Annotated in this window: 22 protein-coding genes; 16 read left to right on the top strand and 6 right to left on the bottom strand. The window is 40.2% G+C overall.

Features of this window, described 5'->3' with window-relative positions:
• Positions 1-37: 37 nt before the first annotated feature.
• Genes pstC through phoU form a run of 4 tightly spaced genes read left to right on the top strand, consistent with a single transcriptional unit; the run spans position 38 to position 3,336 of the window.
• On the top strand, positions 38-937 hold the full coding sequence (gene pstC / locus ACQKKK_RS02615; RefSeq protein WP_427614055.1) for a phosphate ABC transporter permease subunit PstC: 900 nt from the start codon (positions 38-40) through the stop codon (positions 935-937).
• Between the two features lie 3 nt (positions 938-940).
• On the top strand, positions 941-1,819 hold the full coding sequence (gene pstA, locus ACQKKK_RS02620; RefSeq protein WP_427613841.1) for a phosphate ABC transporter permease PstA: 879 nt from the start codon (positions 941-943) through the stop codon (positions 1,817-1,819).
• Positions 1,820-1,834: 15 nt separating this feature from the next.
• Positions 1,835-2,662, top strand: coding sequence for a phosphate ABC transporter ATP-binding protein PstB (pstB, locus tag ACQKKK_RS02625; protein WP_427613843.1), 828 nt, complete (start codon positions 1,835-1,837; stop codon positions 2,660-2,662).
• A 20-nt stretch (positions 2,663-2,682) separates the two neighbouring features.
• Positions 2,683-3,336 (top strand): phosphate signaling complex protein PhoU, encoded by a 654-nt coding sequence (gene phoU, locus ACQKKK_RS02630; protein WP_427613845.1) that lies wholly within the window; start codon positions 2,683-2,685, stop codon positions 3,334-3,336.
• A gap of 70 nt (positions 3,337-3,406) precedes the next feature.
• On the opposite strand, the gene ACQKKK_RS02635 is transcribed toward phoU, so the two are convergent.
• Positions 3,407-3,862 carry a hypothetical protein gene (locus ACQKKK_RS02635; RefSeq protein WP_427613847.1) on the bottom strand — a complete coding sequence of 152 codons (456 nt, stop codon included), beginning with the start codon at positions 3,860-3,862 and terminating at the stop codon, positions 3,407-3,409.
• Between the two features lie 2 nt (positions 3,863-3,864).
• The gene (locus ACQKKK_RS02640; RefSeq protein WP_427613849.1) at positions 3,865-4,245 is read right to left on the bottom strand and encodes a hypothetical protein; all 381 of its coding nucleotides are present in this window, start codon (positions 4,243-4,245) and stop codon (positions 3,865-3,867) included.
• A 432-nt stretch (positions 4,246-4,677) separates the two neighbouring features.
• On the opposite strand from ACQKKK_RS02640, the gene ACQKKK_RS02645 reads away from it, so the two are divergent.
• The 5 genes from ACQKKK_RS02645 (at position 4,678) to ACQKKK_RS02665 (ending at position 8,293) form a co-directional block, all read left to right on the top strand.
• Positions 4,678-5,286: a hypothetical protein gene (locus tag ACQKKK_RS02645; protein WP_427613850.1), complete on the top strand. Its 609-nt coding sequence runs from the start codon at positions 4,678-4,680 to the stop codon at positions 5,284-5,286.
• Positions 5,287-5,403: 117 nt separating this feature from the next.
• On the top strand, positions 5,404-5,553 hold the full coding sequence (rpmG, locus tag ACQKKK_RS02650) for a 50S ribosomal protein L33 (RefSeq protein WP_028391797.1): 150 nt from the start codon (positions 5,404-5,406) through the stop codon (positions 5,551-5,553).
• Positions 5,554-5,745: 192 nt separating this feature from the next.
• Positions 5,746-6,318, top strand: coding sequence for a 5-formyltetrahydrofolate cyclo-ligase (locus ACQKKK_RS02655; RefSeq protein ID WP_427613852.1), 573 nt, complete (start codon positions 5,746-5,748; stop codon positions 6,316-6,318).
• Between the two features lie 75 nt (positions 6,319-6,393).
• Positions 6,394-6,582 (top strand): hypothetical protein, encoded by a 189-nt coding sequence (locus ACQKKK_RS02660; RefSeq protein ID WP_061464062.1) that lies wholly within the window; start codon positions 6,394-6,396, stop codon positions 6,580-6,582.
• Between the two features lie 172 nt (positions 6,583-6,754).
• The gene (locus tag ACQKKK_RS02665; RefSeq protein WP_427613854.1) at positions 6,755-8,293 is read left to right on the top strand and encodes a rhomboid family intramembrane serine protease; all 1,539 of its coding nucleotides are present in this window, start codon (positions 6,755-6,757) and stop codon (positions 8,291-8,293) included.
• Here ACQKKK_RS02665 and ACQKKK_RS02670 read toward each other — a convergent pair.
• Positions 8,288-9,142 carry a hypothetical protein gene (locus tag ACQKKK_RS02670; protein WP_427613856.1) on the bottom strand — a complete coding sequence of 285 codons (855 nt, stop codon included), beginning with the start codon at positions 9,140-9,142 and terminating at the stop codon, positions 8,288-8,290. The genes ACQKKK_RS02665 and ACQKKK_RS02670 overlap by 6 nt on opposite strands.
• A 239-nt stretch (positions 9,143-9,381) precedes the next feature.
• Between ACQKKK_RS02670 and ACQKKK_RS02675 the strand changes: the two genes are divergently transcribed.
• The 5 genes from ACQKKK_RS02675 to ACQKKK_RS02695 all read left to right on the top strand — a co-directional run bounded on the left by ACQKKK_RS02675 (position 9,382) and on the right by ACQKKK_RS02695 (position 15,283).
• Positions 9,382-9,591 (top strand): YqgQ family protein, encoded by a 210-nt coding sequence (locus ACQKKK_RS02675; protein WP_427613858.1) that lies wholly within the window; start codon positions 9,382-9,384, stop codon positions 9,589-9,591.
• A gap of 14 nt (positions 9,592-9,605) precedes the next feature.
• A complete protein-coding gene (locus tag ACQKKK_RS02680; protein ID WP_427613860.1) occupies positions 9,606-10,577 on the top strand; it encodes an ROK family glucokinase in 972 nt (323 codons plus the stop codon).
• 187 nt (positions 10,578-10,764) lie between these two features.
• Positions 10,765-12,618: an LTA synthase family protein gene (locus tag ACQKKK_RS02685; RefSeq protein ID WP_427613861.1), complete on the top strand. Its 1,854-nt coding sequence runs from the start codon at positions 10,765-10,767 to the stop codon at positions 12,616-12,618.
• Positions 12,619-12,774: 156 nt separating this feature from the next.
• Positions 12,775-13,941 (top strand): M14 family metallopeptidase, encoded by a 1,167-nt coding sequence (locus ACQKKK_RS02690; protein WP_427613863.1) that lies wholly within the window; start codon positions 12,775-12,777, stop codon positions 13,939-13,941.
• A 169-nt stretch (positions 13,942-14,110) separates the two neighbouring features.
• Entirely contained in the window at positions 14,111-15,283 is a 1,173-nt protein-coding gene (locus ACQKKK_RS02695) for a hypothetical protein (protein WP_427613864.1), read from the top strand.
• A gap of 40 nt (positions 15,284-15,323) precedes the next feature.
• Here the strand turns inward: ACQKKK_RS02695 and ACQKKK_RS02700 are convergent, their stop codons facing one another.
• Positions 15,324-15,497 (bottom strand): DUF2759 domain-containing protein, encoded by a 174-nt coding sequence (locus ACQKKK_RS02700; protein WP_081108857.1) that lies wholly within the window; start codon positions 15,495-15,497, stop codon positions 15,324-15,326.
• 232 nt (positions 15,498-15,729) lie between these two features.
• Here ACQKKK_RS02700 and ACQKKK_RS02705 point away from each other — a divergent pair, with 232 nt between their 5' ends.
• Both ACQKKK_RS02705 and ACQKKK_RS02710 read left to right on the top strand, forming a co-directional pair.
• Entirely contained in the window at positions 15,730-16,356 is a 627-nt protein-coding gene (locus tag ACQKKK_RS02705; RefSeq protein ID WP_427613865.1) for an MBL fold metallo-hydrolase, read from the top strand.
• 370 nt (positions 16,357-16,726) lie between these two features.
• Complete coding sequence (locus tag ACQKKK_RS02710; protein ID WP_427613866.1) at positions 16,727-17,824, top strand: class I SAM-dependent methyltransferase; 1,098 nt, start codon at positions 16,727-16,729, stop codon at positions 17,822-17,824.
• A gap of 55 nt (positions 17,825-17,879) precedes the next feature.
• Here ACQKKK_RS02710 and ACQKKK_RS02715 read toward each other — a convergent pair whose 3' ends face one another.
• Entirely contained in the window at positions 17,880-18,122 is a 243-nt protein-coding gene (locus ACQKKK_RS02715) for a DUF2626 domain-containing protein (RefSeq protein ID WP_053346950.1), read from the bottom strand.
• Positions 18,123-18,207: 85 nt separating this feature from the next.
• Positions 18,208-18,909, bottom strand: coding sequence for a helix-turn-helix transcriptional regulator (locus tag ACQKKK_RS02720; RefSeq protein WP_427613867.1), 702 nt, complete (start codon positions 18,907-18,909; stop codon positions 18,208-18,210).
• Positions 18,910-19,003: the final 94 nt, after the last annotated feature.

The raw sequence follows: 19,003 nt of genomic DNA on the forward strand, positions 1-19,003 counted from the left end.
GGAACTGAGAAAAACAGAAAGCTATTCTGTACAGCAAATGATCCTGGAAAAGAAAAGGAAGAAAAAAGTAAATATAGAAAAAATCATACCTAAGTTATTGTTCTTTACTGCGGCAATTTCTGTTTTTACTACAATCGGGATTATCCTGACGCTTATATTTGAAACATTCATCTTTTTTGACAGAGTTTCCATCGTCGAATTTTTTACAGAGGCTAAATGGCTGCCATTTGCATCTACCCCTTCGTATGGGATTATGCCCCTTGTCGTTGGAACATTGAAGATAACAGTGATAGCGGCGGTGGTTGCAGTTCCAGTAGGGCTTGCAACAGCCATTTTCTTGAGTGAATATGCATCAGAGAATACACGGAGAATCATCAAGCCGATTTTAGAAGTTTTAGCTGGGATTCCTACTATCGTTTACGGCTTCTTTGCCTTAACTTTTGTAACACCGGTTTTGCGGGATCTATTTCCTTCCCTTGACATGTTCAATGCCTTAAGTCCTGGGATTGTTGTAGGTATCATGATCATGCCTATGATAGCCTCTTTGTCGGAAGATGCCCTTGTATCAGTGCCGAAGTCGATTCGCGAAGGTGCATATGCTTTAGGGGCAACGAAACTTGAAACGACAATTAAAGTGGTATTGCCAGCAGCCATTTCAGGAATTGTGGCATCCATCGTTCTTGCTTTATCCAGAGCGATAGGGGAGACCATGATTGTTAGTGTTGCAGGTGGCTCTACTCCAAATATGAGCATGGATGTCACTTCATCGATCCAAACGATGACCGCTTATATCGTACAGGTCAGTTCGGGGGATGCAGGGTATGGGACAACGATTTACTACAGCATATATGCGGTTGGAATGACACTGTTCGTCTTTACGCTTGTCATGAATTTACTGGCGCAGTTCATCTCTCGCAAGTTCAGGGAGGAATATTAAGACATGAAACTGATAAACAAAAGTCATGTTGCAAAAAAAATGCCCGTTAGGCTGGCTGTTAACACGATTTTTAAAGGATTATTCTTCTTGGCAACATTGGTTGGCCTCATTGTATTGGCCATCTTATTTTATCGGATATTCACTCAAGGAATTGGTCATCTGAATGGGGATTTCCTTCAGAATTTCGCTTCCAGGAAACCAGAAGATGCTGGTATAAAAGCAGCTCTAATCGGTTCAATATGGTTGATGGTAGTCGTGGCTCCAGTTTCCCTGCTGCTTGGTGTCGGAACGGCGATTTATTTAGAGGAATATGCCAGAAAGAATTGGATCACCACTTTTATCAAAGTGAATATTTCCAATCTGGCAGGTGTCCCATCAATTGTATTTGGACTGCTGGGCTTAACGGTTTTCGTGCGGGCGCTAGCCTTGGATCGGTCCATATTGGCAGCAGGATTGACTATGAGTCTTCTCGTTCTCCCGGTCATCATAGTAGCTGCCCAAGAGGCCATACGTGCCGTGCCTCGTGATTTAAGGGAAGCTTCTTTTGGAATGGGTGCAACAAAGTGGCAGACCATACTGAAAGTGGTCCTACCGGCTGCGATACCTGGCATTTTAACTGGTGGAATACTTGCTTTGTCGAGGGCAATCGGTGAAACGGCACCATTGGTGGTGGTTGGCATACCAATGTTCATCGCCTTTTTGCCTCAAACGGTCATGGATACATTTACAGTGCTGCCAATGCAAATTTATAATTGGACATCTCGTCCACAGGAGGAATTCCAGCAGGTTGCTGCAGCGGGAATCATCGTTTTGCTCATCCTGTTAATTTTCATGAATTCAATAGCGGTTTTAATTCGAAATAAATTCCAGAAAAGATATTGATGGGAGGAAGGAAGCATGAATATGACCTTAACGAAAGAAACAAAGTCACCGGCAATCGGGTTCGAAAATGTCGAATATGTGGACTTGCCGGAAAAGGTATATGAAACGTCCAATCTCAATTTATGGTACGGAGAAAACCATGCTTTGAAAAATATTAATCTTGATATGCATCAAAATGAAGTAACTGCCATCATCGGGCCTTCAGGATGTGGGAAATCCACCTACATCAAAACATTGAACCGAATGATTGAACTGGTCCCGGATGTTAAAACGACCGGTCAGATTAAATATAGGAACAGGAATATCCTCGATCAGTCCTATAAGGTGGAAGATTTAAGGACACAGGTGGGGATGGTCTTTCAAAAGCCTAATCCCTTTCCAAAATCAATTTATGAAAATGTTGTATACGGGCCAAAGATCCATGGTATCAAAAATAAAAAAATCCTTGATGAAATAGTTGAAAAGAGTTTAAAAGGTGCAGCCATTTGGGATGAAGTGAAAGACCGCCTTCATGAAAATGCATATGGACTTTCAGGTGGACAGCAACAGCGCCTTTGTATCGCCAGATGTTTGGCAATCGAGCCGGATGTCATTTTAATGGATGAACCGACTTCTGCTCTTGATCCGATTTCCACTTTGAAAATAGAAGAATTGGTCCAAGAACTGAAAAAGGAATTCAGCATCATCATCGTTACCCATAACATGCAGCAGGCAGCACGTATCTCTGATAGAACAGCCTTCTTCTTAAATGGGGAAGTCATCGAATATTCTGATACCAACACCATCTTCTCTAATCCGAATGATAAAAGAACAGAAGATTACATTACCGGACGCTTCGGTTAAAGAGAAAGGGAGATGCGATAATGATCGTTCGTGAAAATTTTGAGCTTCAATTGAAAGAATTACAGGAGAAAATCGTGAAGTTGGCTAATTTAGCTTCAGGGGCGATATCAAAATCATTTACCGCACTGGAAAACAAGAATGTTGAAGAGGCTCTTGAAGTTATTGATGATGATACAATAGCTGATTTGCTGGAAGAGGAAATTAATGACTTTGCGATTTTACTGATTGCTAAGCAACAGCCAGTTGCGATTGATTTGCGGCGTATCATCGCTGCCATAAAAATAGCTTCAGATATTGAAAGGATGGCGGACTTTGGCGTTAATATCGCTAAATCGGCCATCCGAATCGGTGACCAGCCATTTATTCTGCCTTTAACACCTTTAAAGCAGATGCATGATATTACCCTAAAGATGATTGAACTTTCGATAGAAGCATTTGAGAAGGAAGATGTTGCTCTTTCAAGGGAAATCATTGAAATGGATGATGAGGTAGATCGTTTTTATGGAGAAATGCTTCGAGGTCTCCTTCGGCTTTCAGATGAAAAAAACCTTCAGCAGATCACACAGCTTTCCTTAATTGCCCGATATTTAGAAAGAACGGCAGATCATACAACGAATATCGCAGAGAATATTTATTTCCTAGTAAGAGGGAGATATATCAGCAGGAATGAATGAACCCATCCCTAATTGAAATAAAGAGAGGCTTTTTCTCGGACATCGTCCATTTAAAAGTCTCTCTTATTCATTAATTTGTCAAAGTTTTGGCCAATTGTCTATATGTCATATTATTCGTAACCACAAACTCGCCGATTTGAACTTTTTTTGCGAAATCATGTTCATTCATATAAGCTTCAAATCCTGCAGCATCATCGATGACCTTTTCCTTGGAAAGCTTATTGGCAATTTCGGTTGTGGTCATATTCGCTTTCACTTCCATTGTATAGGAGACGATGGAGTGATCTTTTTTTGAAGCTCCTTTCTCCTTTATTTCTTTATCCGCATCCTTTGACTGATGGACAGTTCTTTTAGCTTCCTCGATAGGAAGTGATACGACAAATCCCTCATTCTCGAGCATTTCCTTAGCTGCCTCCGTAGTCGGAGTGGTATCTTCCATTAATCCGGTACCATAATAAAAGCCTGTAAAGATTGTTGTTGTAAGGATGATACCGGCGGAAAGGCCTTGCAGTCTTGCTTTATTCATCTTTATTCACCCCGCAATCTTTGTTGCTTGATCACTGAAATGGTTTGTTCCTTTGTTAACGAGGATTGTTTTGCGATTTGGTCCAAAGAAAGACCTTGGCTATATAAGGATAGAACCTGGCTTTTTAGAATTTCATGAATGGGTTCGATATCATTGGAAGTGACAGGTGATTTAGTCTTTAAAGGAGGAATCGGGTCATCCTGGATAATGAATTCCTCTTCAAGAATTTTCACTTTCTTCTTTAATTGGTAGATATCCTGCATATAGGTTATGGTCATCTGTTCTAAATCCTCTTCTAATTTGGCAACTTTATCTTTACTGATAAAGGAAATGATAAGAAGGATGATTGCTAATGAAAAAAGAAGGATGATAAGGGTTTCCATGTTTACACCTCAGAAGATAATTTTCGACATATACTTATATTTTACACATATTTTAAAAAAATTGGAGATTTTCATATTTTTATATCTTCGGATATGGCAGTAAACTACATTAATTGTCTGTTTGGTTTCAAATTATTGTCGAAAAGCCTCATGACTATCGATGAAGAAAAAAATTCAGGCATGAAAACGGGAAAAAAACCTTTGAAAGATAACTTACATAAAATTCGACAAAAAGTGTTTATTGTCCATCAGCCAATTCAGTGCTAACATAAAGATAGAATAAACGGAAAAAACGGAAAAAACGAAATATTATGAATAGTTAAAATCGGTGAACCTATAAGAAAATGGTGTGCAGATTCTAAAGTGGAAAGTTTCACTGTCAGCGCCTAACGATAAGTTATATAAGGATAAAGAAGGGGAAGGGATGATATTATGAATTCGCTATTCGCATATATGCCGCAGGATAACCAGGATCTATATCGTAAGGGATTAAAGTCTGGGTTATGGATGGATGAGAGTTTTGATTGGTATCCTGAGGAAGACATGATGAGTCATCCTAATGGAGAAATCCGGACACTTTCGCAAACTTATACCCAGGGTCAGGTGACCTTTTCGAAGTTCACTATTAGGAATACTTCATTTGAGACTAAGCGTCCTAAAGTGTTTTTTCACTATGAAAACGCTTTCGAAAGACAGGCGGTGGCTTTTTACAGCCCGAATGAACGGGCGATTTTACATGTAGCACCTCAATCGATTGCCTTACTGGGTGGATTGGTGAAAGGGAAAAGCATCTCTCAATATTGCATCCAAGGTAAGGGAAGCCTTTATCAAGAAGGATGCTTCAAATCACTGAAAGAAGGGCTCCTGGCTTATTCACCGCTCGCTAAAGGGGAAGTTACCAGCGTGTTTACATTAGAGACGGAAATCTTACCAAAGGAATGTGTGGAAGCTGTGGCTTGGGTCATTCATGCTGAAACGAAAGAAGAAGCGAAAGTCATAAATAATCAGCTCCTTCTGACGATGCAAAACGTGACCATTTAAAATAAAAAAAAGTTAATGTTGGTTTTCCCAAAAAACATACTAGCAATTCGCATTGAATAATGATATTATAGAAAAGTCCTATGTGAAAAAGTCAATATGTTTGGAGGGAAATACACAATGCGCGTAAATATTACATTAGCTTGCACTGAATGTGGAGACCGTAACTATATTTCTAAAAAAAATAAACGTAACAATCCAGACCGTCTTGAGCTTAAAAAATACTGCTCAAGAGAAAAACGCAGCACGACTCACCGTGAAACAAAGTAAGCAACAGGATTTTTCCTGTTGTTTTTTTTATGCATTTTTTTAATACCTTCTTTCTATCCTTCCTTTAGGTCCGTTGCCATTTAGTGAATATATTCAGAATACTAATGATTAGGCAACTTCCCGCTTCGTATTTTCGTAAATGAACAAATATTATGAGATAATAATAGAAGTAGACTAAAGGAGTCGGAAGAGATGAGAGAAAACAAGAATAAGCTCCGCAAAGAAGTTAGGTCCCGTTTAATGGAGCTGACCAAAGTGGAACATGAAGAACTATCGAACAGAATCGCTGAAAACTTATTTTCACTGGAGGAATGGAAAAAAGCTAAAACCATTGGCATCACCATCTCCATTCCACCTGAAGTTCCGACGGTACGGATCATTGAACAAGCATGGAGTGAAGGAAAAGAAGTGGCAGTGCCAAAGTGTGACCCTGAAAAAAAGACAATGGAATTCAAAAAGATTTCCTCCTTCAATCAGCTGGAGTCTGTTTATTATGGATTGCTTGAACCAGTGGCTGAAACTGCCAAGGCTCACAAAGAGGAATTGGACGTATTGATCGTACCCGGTCTGGCCTTTACCAAAGATGGGTATCGCCTAGGCTTTGGGGGCGGCTATTATGACCGCTTCCTCTCTTATTACCGAGGTGCTACAATGGCCCTTGCATATGAACTTCAATTTTTGGATGATCTCCCGATAGAGGTTCATGATATAGCGGTCAGCAAACTTATTACCCCTTCAAGGGTTTTACGCACGTACGCCCATTAGAAGAAAATTATTAATTATCATTTTTAGCTCATAAAAATCCTGTCCTGTATCAAACTAATGTTAGGAGGGATTGTTATGCTTCGATTAATTATTCAAATCTTCTTGGTTGGTTTAGTGGTTTATGCAGGTTATCAAAACCGGTACCGCCTAATAAATGCTGTGCTGTCTAACGGCATACTGAGAAGATTTCTAGTGACTAAGTCCTTGGATATGCCAATGTTCAGGGATAAAATGATGCAAAGCATGTTCAGTCAGACCAAATGATGATGCCGGCATCTTAAAAAGGAACCTGATCAAGGGTTCCTTTTTTTTATAAGGAGGGGGAGAGTGGAGGGAAACAGTCTCCTTTTTACTTTTTTCATGATTTCGTCTATAGTTTTAATTAAAGAAACAGGAATTTTAGAAGCTTAAGATTCATTGGAAAGTGGGGAAGGCATTGGGATTTAAAGAGGATTATTTGTTTTGGGAAACCATAAGGGAATTGTCGGCCCATTATGATTATCGAATGATCACTGTCACGGAAAACCATCAGGAGATTTGGCTTGAGAGCGATAAGAATAAGGAGTTTCCAGTCATCAGGCTCATTCGACATGACTTGGATTGGGCTAATTGGCTGAAACGTGATATCGACCGAACACTGCAGAATGGGGAAAGGATCAGAAGGAAATTATACAAAAAGCCCATAGACATACTAAGTATCTATGTTAGTAAATTTGCCCCGGTCGATGATCATGACTTTAGTTTACAGGTGGCTTCCTTTAAAAAAACGAATGTTAACACGTTTATTCTAACTTGTGAATCAATTCATGATTCATTGCAAAACCTTGAGCATGTTTTGAAAAAACCACTTTCAATTCAAGTTCTTAACGAAAATGAAATAGATGAGGAAAAGGTTCTTGCAGTAAAGAAAGACGCCATCTCGGAGTCAGTCAAAAAGGCTAAGGCTGAGCAGAAAGTATTTCAAAATGCCAATAAGCCATTCTTTACATATATATTCATAGCGATACAAATAGCTGTGTTCATCTTGATGGAGTTTAATGGAGGCAGCACCAACTCCAAGACTTTGATTGAGTTTGGCGCTAAATATTCTCCTTATATCATACAAGGGGAATGGTGGCGGTTCTTTACACCGATGATCATCCATATTGGGTTTATTCATTTACTGATGAATACATTTTCATTGTATTTGATCGGTGCTGAAGTAGAAAGGATTTACGGTAATGCCAGGTTCCTTTTTATCTATATATTCGCTGGTTTCGCCGGAACTCTAGGCAGCTTCATCATGACCCCGAATCTTTCGGCAGGGGCGAGCGGAGCCATTTTTGGCTGTTTTGGGGCCCTTCTGTACTTTGGCATCGTCTATCCGAAATTATTCATGCGCTCGATGGGCTCAACAGTGATCGCGTTAATTATCATTAACTTGATATATGGGTTCACCGTTTCGGGAATTGACAATGCAGGGCACATCGGAGGGTTGGTTGGCGGGTTCTTGGCTGCTGGAGTGGTCCATCTCCCAAAAACCAGGAATCTCTTTCGGCAGCTGGCTTTTTTTATAGGAACGGCGATACTGACCTATGGCCTGCTTCAATTTGGTTTTACCCATCAGAGCAGTACAGCTATAGATGATAAAACCATGGCCATGCTAGCCCAGAAGTATATTGATGATGAAGAAGAAGATAAAGCGGAAGAGATGTTATTCAATTATGTGGATGAAAACCCAGATGCACCACTATCGCTTTTTATGCTAGGTAATTTATCTTTTGATAAAGACGACTTATACAAAGCAAGGGATTATTATGAAAAAGCGATTAAAAGCAATCCGGATTTGCATGAAGCCCATTACAATCTGGCCTTAGTCTACATGAAGCTCGAATCATTTGATCAAGCTAAGGAGCAAGCTGAAAAGGCTATTGAGCTTGCCCCGGATAAAAAGGCATATAGTAAACTGCTGGCAGAAATTGAAAAGCGATTATAACTTTTGACGTAGCATGATTGGGGTACCGTCTTTCAGTGTAAACAAGACAAGTATTTCACCCTGATTCTTCGCCATAAGCAATTGGGGGATGGTACTACCTTGTGGACTCACAATGGATCCATCCTCCTTTTTAATTCCTAACACATAATTTTTATAAAGCCCCTCCCACAGCTTTCCCACAATTTCTTCCCGTTTGAAATGGGGGAAGGCAGAAAGCCATTGATTTTTTTTTGAGGGCAGGTCTGTCAATGAGATGATATTGTACTGATCCAGATTAACTTGAAATGCTTGACCGGCTTTCTCCAAACCATTTTTAACCGTTTGATCGGTCAAGCCGTCCAGCGTTTTTTTCCATTGAATCTGTTCTTCTGATAGGGGACGATGGAAATATTGAAAAGCTGGTGACGTTACTGTATAAAGTTTATCTTTACTGAGCTGCTGGGCACTGGTGAAAATTGTGTCACTTGGATGAACCTCGGCATAATGAAAAGTTACCGCTTCGTAACGCCCGCTCTCGCTTTCTTTAGATTTCGCTTTTTGAGAGAGTTCTTGTTTATTTTGCCGCCAATTTTTTAAAGCTCCTGACAATTTTCCATTTTTGTATAAGAGCGATACATCCTGACGTAAATAAGCAGGCTGGTCCAACGCAGAATTCACCTTCCAAGTGATGGAATAGGTGGAATCACCGGTACCCTTCGGTGTCAGATGGGTGGAAGCCTGTGTAAAATGGAGCGAGGAATCGATGGGAAAAAAAATAATGGTTTCCTCTGCCTGTCTATTTGAAAAATAAAGGATGACAAAAATGGTGGTTAAGACTAAAAAGACGGTATACTTCAATTGTAGTTTCATTTTTCCCCTCCGTTTTCACTTATGATGAATGATTTTTAAAAATATTAAGCTGTTCCAAATTTTCAAATCAAATCGAGAGAGTCCGCATTAGGCGTTCACATTCCTGATATTTCATCATATGAATAGAGTTGGACATGTATGAGGGGGATGGGTAAAATTATCAAAAGAGGAAATGGGCGCTTGTTACAAAGAGGCTGATTCGATATACTTTCCTATAGAAAAGACTAAAGAGGCGAACTATGAAAACATATTATGATCTTCAACAATACTTGAAAAGATTCGGTACATTTATTTATATTGGTGATCGGCTGGCCGAGCTTGAACTGATGGAAGCTGAAATCAGGGAAATCCACCGTATGCAGATGATGGATACGAAAGATTATCAAATGGCGATCCTTTTAATTAGGCAGCAATTGTCTCTTGAAAGGGAAAAAAAGAAAAAAATTTGATAAAAAAGGTGAGAATGATGGAAAAGTGGCTGATGGGTGTAGATTTAGGCGGTACAACTACCAAACTGGCTCTGATCAATTCATATGGAGAGATCATTCATAAATGGGAAATCAGTACGGACATCTCCGATAAGGGCAAATTCATTACGATTAACATAGCGAAAGCGATTGATGCGAAGCTCGTGGAACTTAATGAACCGAAGGGTAAGATAGTTGGGATAGGAATGGGTGCCCCCGGCCCTGTGAATTTTGTAAATGGTTCCATATATGAAGCCGTCAATCTAGGCTGGAAAGACTATCCTTTAAAAGATTTATTGGAAGTGGAGACATCTCTCCCTGCGGTGATCGATAATGATGCCAATATGGCAGCTTTGGGAGAAATGTGGAAAGGTGCGGGTAATGGCGCCAAAGACCTCGTTTGTGTCACTTTAGGTACGGGTGTAGGAGGCGGGATCATCCATAATGGGCAAATCGTCCATGGTATTAGTGGAGCTGCTGGAGAAGTGGGTCATATAACGGTCGTAACGGACGGCGGGGCACCGTGCAATTGCGGCAAGACAGGTTGTTTGGAAACGGTCGCCTCTGCAACGGGGATCGTCCGTATGGCTTTAGAGGCCTTGAATAATGCCGATGAAAAGTCAATGCTTCAGCAGAAAGTCGACGAGGGAAATGTGGTTACTTCCAAATTGTTATTCCAATGCGCTGCAGCAGGTGATCCTTTGTCCACGGCTGTGGTAGATAAGGTAGGCAATTACTTGGGGTTAGCACTATCACATGTTGGGAATGTGATGAATCCCGATAAAATCGTCATTGGTGGGGGCGTTTCACAAGCGGGGGACATTCTGCTTGATACTGTCCGTTCTGCCTTTGGAAAATATGCATTCAAACGGGTCAGTAGATCAACGAAAATCAGCCTGGCAACACTAGGCAATGATGCAGGGGTAATAGGTGCAGCCTGGCTTATTAAAAGCCAATTGAATACTTGATCCGTTGCTTGGCCCTGTGGCAAACAGGGGTGCAAGAAAAATAGATGGAATTTTCAAAAAAAGACAACTTTAAGGGGCAGGTCCAATCGTTCCTGTTTTTGCATAGTGGGGAGAAGAGAGCCATGACCCATGATTGAAACGCTCTGAATCATAGCGCCAGCGCTTCTTCAATGAGGAGGGACCGGGATTGAAAAGGGTCTTCAAAAATCAAGGATACTCATTGTTTTGGGTCGTATTAATATCACTTTGGCTTAAAACATACATTGCTTATAAAACGAGTTTTGAGATGGATATTGAAAATTGGGTCCAGGAGTTCATATTATTCATCAATCCGGTCAGTTTCCTATTACTTACTCTTGGCGTAAATATATTTTTAAAAGGAAAAGGGCGGACAGCATACTTACTGATTATGAGCTTTTTCATCACCCTTGTCCTGTTTGCGAATCTTGTTTTTTTTCGCTTTTTTAATGACTTTTTAACCATTCCCGTTCTTTTTCAAACGAGCAATATGAGCGCCCTCGGAAGCAGTGTACATGAATTGATCAATCCGGGTGACCTTTTGTATTTTGCCGATATTCTGTTCTTGATGCTTTTGGTGAAATACAAACCGAAAATATTCCACGACCGTTCATACAATCCACAGGATCGTAAATTCTTTATGTTAATGGCTTTGGGAGTGACATTCTTTAATCTAGCCTTAGCGGAAGCGGAGCGTCCTGAACTCCTGACACGAACGTTTGACCGCGAAATCCTCGTTAAGAATATAGGTACGTACCATTATCATCTCTATGATGCAATATTACAGACGAAATCATCAGCTCAACGCGCTCTTGCGGATGGCAGTGAATTGGCGGAAATTGAAAATTATATCCGTGCCAATCAAAAAGCGGTTAATGATGATCTATATGGTTTGGCAAAAGGCAAAAATGTGATTCTTGTATCATTGGAATCCACTCAAAGCTTTGTCATCAATAAATCAGTGAACGGGGAAGAAATCACTCCTTTTCTGAACGAATTCATTAAAGAGAGCTATTATTTCAATAACTTTTATCACCAAACTGGCCAGGGGAAAACCTCTGATTCAGAATTCATAATTGAGAATTCCCTTTATCCTTTAGGTAGAGGTGCAGTATTTTTCACGCATGCCCAAAACGAATACAAAGCCACCCCCGAAATCTTAACGGAAAAAGGTTACTATACGGCTTCCTTGCATGCCAATAGTAAAAGCTTTTGGAATCGTGACATGATGTACGATTCACTTGGGTACCAGCGGTTTTATGATAGTGATGAATACAATGTCTCTGAAAGGAATTCCATCAATTGGGGTTTGAATGATAAATCGTTCTTCCAGCAATCAATCGCTCACTTGAAGGGTATGCCGGAGCCTTTTTATGCCAAACTCATTACGTTGACCAATCATTTCCCATTCACTTTGAATGAAGAAGACCGAACATTGGAACCATACGATTCGAATTCCAAAACCGTGAATCAGTATTTTCCAACCGTACGTTATACGGACGAAGCCTTGGAACGATTTATCGGCGATTTGAAACGTGATGGAATATATGAGAATTCGATTATTGTATTATATGGGGACCATTATGGTATTTCGGAAAATCACAACTCTGCCATGAGCCAGTTCCTCGGTAAGGAAATCACGCCGTTCGAATCCATCCAACTTCAGCGTGTCCCGCTGATCATACATGTCCCCGGACAGAAGGGAGAAACGATTTCCACCGTTTCCGGTCAAATTGATGTAAGGCCGACTCTCCTGCATTTATTGGGGGTTGAAAATGATGATTATATCGAATTCGGCAAAGATTTATTTTCCGAAGAGAAAATAGAATTCACCGTTCTTCGCGATAGCAGTTTCATCACGAAGGATCATCTGTATACGATGGATACCTGCTATGATAAAAAGACCGGAGCGACGACGGACAAGGGTCCATGTGAGAAGTATTTGGAAAAGGCGAAGCAGGAACTCGATTACTCCGATAAAATAATATATGGAGACTTGCTCCGATTTTATGAGCAACATTGAAAATGGAAACCTGGAATCCAGGTTTTTTTGTTTTTGTGAGGAAAATCGGGACCATTAAAGGAGGATCGCCATTCAATTTGAAACACGGGAGACTCCCTGAACATCTTTCGGCCTTTCGTTTCATAAAGATTAAACAATGAAAGGGGCGGAGGCTGAATGAAAGTTGTGAGCAGAAGCGGGGATGATTTGGCATATTATAGTCAATTGTTCCAAGTTCCACGAGGCTTGATTGAGGATGCCAATCCCTCCATTACGGGAGGGATTTTGCCAAATGGCATGGAAGTGCAAATACCGGGGTTCGTTATTCAGGAAGAGTCCCGGCTAGATATCGCTTTTTCCGATATCGCTTTACAATATCAATTGCCAATCGATGCGATATTGTTGTTGAATCAAGGTGAACAAAAACCATTTTCCGTACCCGTCAGAGTCATGCATCCCATGCTTGTCACTGAAAAGCCCTATGATTATCAAACACTTCTTGACGACCTTGATATTCTTTCTTTTCATTACCCCTTCATAAAAGTTGAATCGATTGGGAGGAGTGTATTAGGAAAAGAACTTCTTGAGGTGAGGGTCGGTAAAGGTGATAAGGTTATACATTATAATGGTTCATTTCATGCAAATGAATGGATCACTTCGGCGGTTTTGATGAAATGGCTAAATGATTTGCTGTTGGCAGTAACGAATGATCGTACATTATGCGGAATGGATTGTATGCCTTTCTATCGGGATGTTACTATTTCGATGGTTCCAATGGTGAATCCCGATGGTGTCGAGCTAGTCCTAAAGGGGGAGGAGGCGGCAGAGGGGAAAGTAGATGTATTAAAAATGAATAATGGTAATCCTGCCTTTTATGCTTGGAAAGCCAATATCCGTGGTGTAGACCTGAATAATCAATATCCGGCCAATTGGGAAATTGAAAAGCAAAGAAAGATTCCTAAAGCCCCTGCTCCGAGGGATTATCCAGGAGATATCGCGTTATCTGAACCAGAAGCATTGGCCATGAAGGAGCTGGCAAAAAGGCGGAATTTTGAAAGAGTGCTAGCACTTCACACACAGGGAAAGGAATTCTATTGGGGATATGAAGGACATGAACCTGAACAGGCAGCGAATGTTGCAAGGGAGTTTGAGGAGCGCAGCGGATATCGGGGGGTTCAATACGTTGATAGCCATGCTGGGTATAAAGATTGGTTCATTCAGGAATTCAAACGTGGCGGATTTACAATTGAGCTGGGAAAGGGCATCAATCCACTTCCCTTATCCCATTTGCCTGGTATATATGAAGATACCGTTAAGATTTTGATGGCAGGCTTGTATATGTGATGACATTTTTCTAAGGAATATACTTCCAAAAAAATACAAGGTAATTAATCGCCACTTTTTCTCTTTTTTACTTTATAATGAAAGTCGTAAGGGTTCGATTGTAATCCTTACGCTCTTTCTAATGTCTCGCTCACATATGCCAGGCGTTTATTTTTGAAGTGGGAGGTGTGTGGGGATTAAAGTATCCAAAGCAGCACTTTGTATGCGGCTTTCCATCTGTAAGATGTTGTGTTTCGTCCCATTATTTATCTCCACTATCCTTCTTATCACGGCTTGTGAGCCTTCCAAGGACCTTAGTAAACCCGTAAATGATACGGAAAAAGAACACTCCCAATCTAAACTGGAAACTTCAGTAAGCAAATTAAAGGTCCCAACTGCAGAAACGGAAAAAATCGAAGCCATTTATGGATGGCTGGATTCTAAAACCATTTTATATTCTGTGAAGCGGGATGGTAATGAATTATCCCAGTTGATGGCATGGAATATGGAAACGAATGACACTTCCGTTTTCTATCAGCCGGCTTTTGCGTTTTCTGAAGTATCAATCAGTCCGTCTGGTACGCATATTTTGGTATCGTCCTTCACTTCTTCGGGGAAAGCATCAATCACAATACTTGATAAAACAGGAAATCCGCTTTATTCGGTTTCGATCCCAGCTTATGAATTAGCTTATGAGTGGAATTCATTTCAAGATGGCATGTTGTTTTTATCGAGTTTTTATGAAGATTGGACATACAGCAGCTATGTGTTGAAACCAGATGATCAAACGATGGAACCATTGGACTTTCCGCAGCCCTTTGCACAATGGGCAAGTGAAAAGGAATTGATGTTTCTCGATTGGAATAGGGAAGAACCTGCTTTGACGGCTCCCTTAGAAAGAAAGGCGCTGAATGGTGATGGGGCGGACAGCCTTATGCTCGATGTCATTCACTTTAAAAAAATGAAACAAGCGCTGATGACGATTCAAGTGGAGACAGAAAAACAAGATCGGGGTACATATGCATTTTATGATTCAACAAACAAGCCGATCCACTCTTTTTCCGTGCCACTATTGAAAAGCTTTTCAGATTGGGTGATTCCATCTTATGATATCAATGAAAAAAAACAGGAATTCATAACGTTTATTCCTAATGAATCAAAAGATGCAGACCAATATGAGGGAAGGTTTACCTTAACTAAATTAAATTGGGCAAAAGGCACACAAGAAGAATTGATGAAGGATATGGAAAATGAACCATTAAGCTGTTCGCTTGATGGCAACCTCTGCTTATATGGATATCAATTTGAGAAAATCATTGATATGAAAACCCATCAAATACAAAGATTGTTCAAACAAACATAATGACCTAAAACAAAAGCTCGCCGGATGGCGAGCTTTTTCTTTAATGGGCAACAGGAAAACCGCTGTTGATGACAGTCATGACAGTGAACCAGCCAAACACGACTGCACTGCCGGCTGCAAAAATGAATCCTAAGAAGTTTCTCTTTTTTAATGTGGTAAATACAGCTGCTAGCCCTAGAATAGCCACAAGTCCGAAAACAACCATTAATATCATATCAAAACCCCCTTTTTCCGTAATGAATACCTAATCTCTAATAATATACCCAGAGAATAAAGCAACTACCAAAAATATGTAGAAAAGATTGCATTTGTTAATATCTTAATATTTTTTTAATTATTTGTCGAGGCTTAAAAGGTGATACTTCTATGACTTGAGTAAACTGGATTAACATTAGCGCGTGAATTGGTGTAAGATGTAGATAGAAAATCATATTGGAGTGATGGAAATGAAATGGACACAAATTCCTCTAGGACCGCTGCAAACGAATTGTTATGTAGTTTCCAATGGACAGGATTGCATCATTTTCGATCCGGGTGAAGAGCCTCAGAAAATCATACAGTACATACAGACAAAAAAATTAAAGCCTTTAGCGATTTTATTGACACATGCACATTTTGACCATATCGGTGCTCTCGATGCTATTCGGGACCATTATGAGATCCCAGCATATATTCACGAAAAAGAGGCCAAGTGGCTGCTTGATCCCGCTTTAAATGGTTCCCAAAACTGGTTCCCTGAAAATCCAATGCGAATGAAGCCTGCCGATCATATCCTGGCAAATGAGCAAGAACTTACTATTGGTGGATTCACTTTTGAAGTATTCGAAACCCCCGGACACTCTCCAGGGAGCGTTTCGTATTATGTGAAGGAGGAACGTCTCCTCTTTTCAGGGGACGTCTTGTTCCAGGGCAGCGTTGGCAGAACCGATTTAATAGGCGGAAGCGAGGCAGTGCTGTTGAAAAGCATTGATACGAAGCTGCTGACACTTCCTGATGATGCCATCGTTTTTCCGGGTCATGGGCCTGTCACGACCATTTTAGATGAAAAGAATACCAATCCCTTTTTGAGATAATGACTTTTGCAGGTGCCATATATGGCACCTGTTTTATTTTAAGTTCTTATAATGTAAAAATATTGAAATGGTTCATTTTCGGAACTATACTGAATATAATAAATGTTTTGTCTATTTTCGTGATTTGGGAATGGCGGGTGATAAAAAGGCTCACGGGAATTTACGGGCCTTCCTGGGAGTGGAATATTTCTTACTTTTGAAAAATGAATGGTGTTATGAAAAATTGAACATTTTATGAACTTTAAATATATGGTTTGAATAACCTTTTGTGCATGATTGTCGATAAAGAAACTAATTCATGACAAAACACATAGCTTTATAAAGAAAATGGAAGATTTAAGTTCCAATAATTAGAGACGGAGGCATTGTGTTGAAAGATCACTTGAAGGAATTGATTGCAAACAGCCCCCAAAAGGGAATTTCCTATCATGACTATATGGATGCTGTATTGTATACACCAAATATAGGCTACTATGTGCGCCCAAAAATGAAGATTGGCTCAAAAGGGGATTTTTATACGTCCGGTAATGTTGGGGATGCATTTGGGAGGTCACTGGCCAGATGGTTCGTTTATTTGATAAAAATGTGCGGAGTTTCACCAAGAATCATCGAAGTAGGCGCAGGGGACGGTAAGTTGGCTTATGATATCCTCGTTTTCATTAAAGAAACGGAACCGTTGATATGGGAATCTCTGACTTATATCCTTGTGGATGGCAGTCCGTATCATAGAAAGATTCAGCAAGAACGTGTGGGGATGTTCAAACAGGCAGTTTCTGCTTCCAGTTTAGACAAATGGACGAATGTAAATGGAATCGTCTTTTCAAACGAACTCTTCGATGCTTTGCCTGTACATGTCATTGAAAAGTATGAAGGAGCCCTTGTAGAGATATTCGTCACTGAAAAGGAAGGCGATTTGGTGGAAGTGAGGGAACCATTGATCAACCCTGACATACTCTCTTACCTTACAGAACGGACTATCACATTAATTGAAAAACAACGATACGAAGTTCCGCTAAAAATGGTCCAGGAATATGAGAAGATTGTTTCCCGTATCGAATCGGGTATTCTCCTTACAATTGATTATGGTTATACCGAAAGGGAATGGAAGGAGCCAGCTCATCTTCATGGGAGCTTGAGGGGCTATTATCAGCATGAAATGATGAAAGATGCACTTATGTATCCAGGTGATATGGATTTGACGACACATATCCATTTTGACACATTAATCGAAATTGGAAAAAGAAGGGGGGTTTCCGATCAGGGGCTTTATATTCAAAATGAATTCCTGCTTAAAACTGGGATCCTTGAGGAATTGAAGGATCACAAAGAGACTGATCCATTTTCCGAAACGGCGAAGCGTAACCGTGCAATTCGGGGGCTAATCTTTCCAGGGGGATATAGTGAACATTTCAGAGTGTTGCTTCAATCGAAGAATTTAGCTGAAGAGGCAAGGGTCCTTCCTGAATGAGGACAGGTAAAAACCCATGAATCAAAATTCATGGGTTATGTAATATTGCTTGTTCTTAATGCGCAGTACCCGGAGTCATCATAAATACGCTCCAGTAGGAAAATCCTGCAAAGAAAACGGTAAGATAGGCGCCGAAAACATAAATATACATGCGCTCAGATAATTTCAAATAACTTAAAAGTACAAAAAAGCCGGTTTGTGCAAAGAAAAGTAAAGACGTTTGATGCATATGGCCAAGATAAAAGAAAATTGCCATAATCCCTGTCCAAAATCCACATACTCTGAACATGCGTTCCATCCGAATCCCTCCTTATGTCTAGTCGTGTACATTCTAAATAATTATAAATGAAATTGTAAGGTAATGTAAAGGATGCCTTTTGTTTCTATGTGAGAACCGATGCCTGATAAGAGCATGTTGTGCAATTAGACATCATATTTTCTAATTCCACAATATTGACATTGTCAAACAAGGCTTCGAACATACCTTTTAAAAATGAATTGTGCATGGAACAGATTGTACCTGGCTCTACTTCGGTAACTTCCTTAAATGGGCAATTGAAGATACGAAAGTATATTTTATTTTCTTCTTCGCTAGCTTGTATTTCGGGTGATAACCCAGCAATGCTGGCAGCATTTTTAAGCATGTTGACTCTTTCCGAAAAAGCAAGTCTATCAATCGGCGTTGAGTTCAAGGCTAGTTGCTGATTGATCAATTCCTCTCCGAATACTTTTCCCGTTTCATAAAGAGCTTGTTTTCCTTGTTCCCCTAATTTCATCATCGTCTGGATTGCAATCCTTGAAAGCAGCTGATAGTCCCTATATGGAAAATGAAGCTGAATGACTTTATCAGACAAACGATAAAGTCTGCTAGGGCGGCCGCCTTTCCCCGTCTTACGGGCATCCGAGGTCAACAAATCCACATCCTCCAGTTTTGACAAATGTAGACGGGCAACATTTGGATGGATTTTAAAGGTATCGGCGATTTGCTGTACCGATACATCCCCATGATTGTCCACAATATGTTGGTATATATAATATCTGGTGGGATCTGCTAACACGTTTGTTACTTTTAACGTTTGTTCCATTATTTCCTCCTGCGGTTCCATAGTTTAACTATGTTCATTATAATGCAGACAGAAAAAAATGGAATAATAGATATGATAAAGTCCCTTTAGTTTT

The sequence above is a fragment of the Peribacillus sp. NPDC006672 genome, assembly GCF_050274955.1.
Taxonomy (GTDB): Bacteria; Bacillota; Bacilli; order Bacillales; family DSM-1321; genus Peribacillus.

Coding starts and splice junctions, on each gene's coding strand:
- ACQKKK_RS02680 (WP_427613860.1), top strand. CDS start 9,606: ATGATGGAAAAGTGGCTGATGGGTGTAGATTTAGGCGGTACAACTACC.
- ACQKKK_RS02705 (WP_427613865.1), top strand. CDS start 15,730: ATGAAATGGACACAAATTCCTCTAGGACCGCTGCAAACGAATTGTTAT.
- pstA (WP_427613841.1), top strand. CDS start 941: ATGAAACTGATAAACAAAAGTCATGTTGCAAAAAAAATGCCCGTTAGG.
- ACQKKK_RS02675 (WP_427613858.1), top strand. CDS start 9,382: ATGAAAACATATTATGATCTTCAACAATACTTGAAAAGATTCGGTACA.
- phoU (WP_427613845.1), top strand. CDS start 2,683: ATGATCGTTCGTGAAAATTTTGAGCTTCAATTGAAAGAATTACAGGAG.
- ACQKKK_RS02655 (WP_427613852.1), top strand. CDS start 5,746: ATGAGAGAAAACAAGAATAAGCTCCGCAAAGAAGTTAGGTCCCGTTTA.
- ACQKKK_RS02720 (WP_427613867.1), bottom strand. CDS start 18,909: ATGGAACAAACGTTAAAAGTAACAAACGTGTTAGCAGATCCCACCAGA.
- pstC (WP_427614055.1), top strand. CDS start 38: ATGATCCTGGAAAAGAAAAGGAAGAAAAAAGTAAATATAGAAAAAATC.
- ACQKKK_RS02635 (WP_427613847.1), bottom strand. CDS start 3,862: ATGAATAAAGCAAGACTGCAAGGCCTTTCCGCCGGTATCATCCTTACA.
- ACQKKK_RS02670 (WP_427613856.1), bottom strand. CDS start 9,142: ATGAAACTACAATTGAAGTATACCGTCTTTTTAGTCTTAACCACCATT.
- pstB (WP_427613843.1), top strand. CDS start 1,835: ATGAATATGACCTTAACGAAAGAAACAAAGTCACCGGCAATCGGGTTC.
- ACQKKK_RS02640 (WP_427613849.1), bottom strand. CDS start 4,245: ATGGAAACCCTTATCATCCTTCTTTTTTCATTAGCAATCATCCTTCTT.
- ACQKKK_RS02645 (WP_427613850.1), top strand. CDS start 4,678: ATGAATTCGCTATTCGCATATATGCCGCAGGATAACCAGGATCTATAT.
- ACQKKK_RS02690 (WP_427613863.1), top strand. CDS start 12,775: ATGAAAGTTGTGAGCAGAAGCGGGGATGATTTGGCATATTATAGTCAA.
- rpmG (WP_028391797.1), top strand. CDS start 5,404: ATGCGCGTAAATATTACATTAGCTTGCACTGAATGTGGAGACCGTAAC.
- ACQKKK_RS02715 (WP_053346950.1), bottom strand. CDS start 18,122: ATGGAACGCATGTTCAGAGTATGTGGATTTTGGACAGGGATTATGGCA.
- ACQKKK_RS02700 (WP_081108857.1), bottom strand. CDS start 15,497: ATGATATTAATGGTTGTTTTCGGACTTGTGGCTATTCTAGGGCTAGCA.
- ACQKKK_RS02660 (WP_061464062.1), top strand. CDS start 6,394: ATGCTTCGATTAATTATTCAAATCTTCTTGGTTGGTTTAGTGGTTTAT.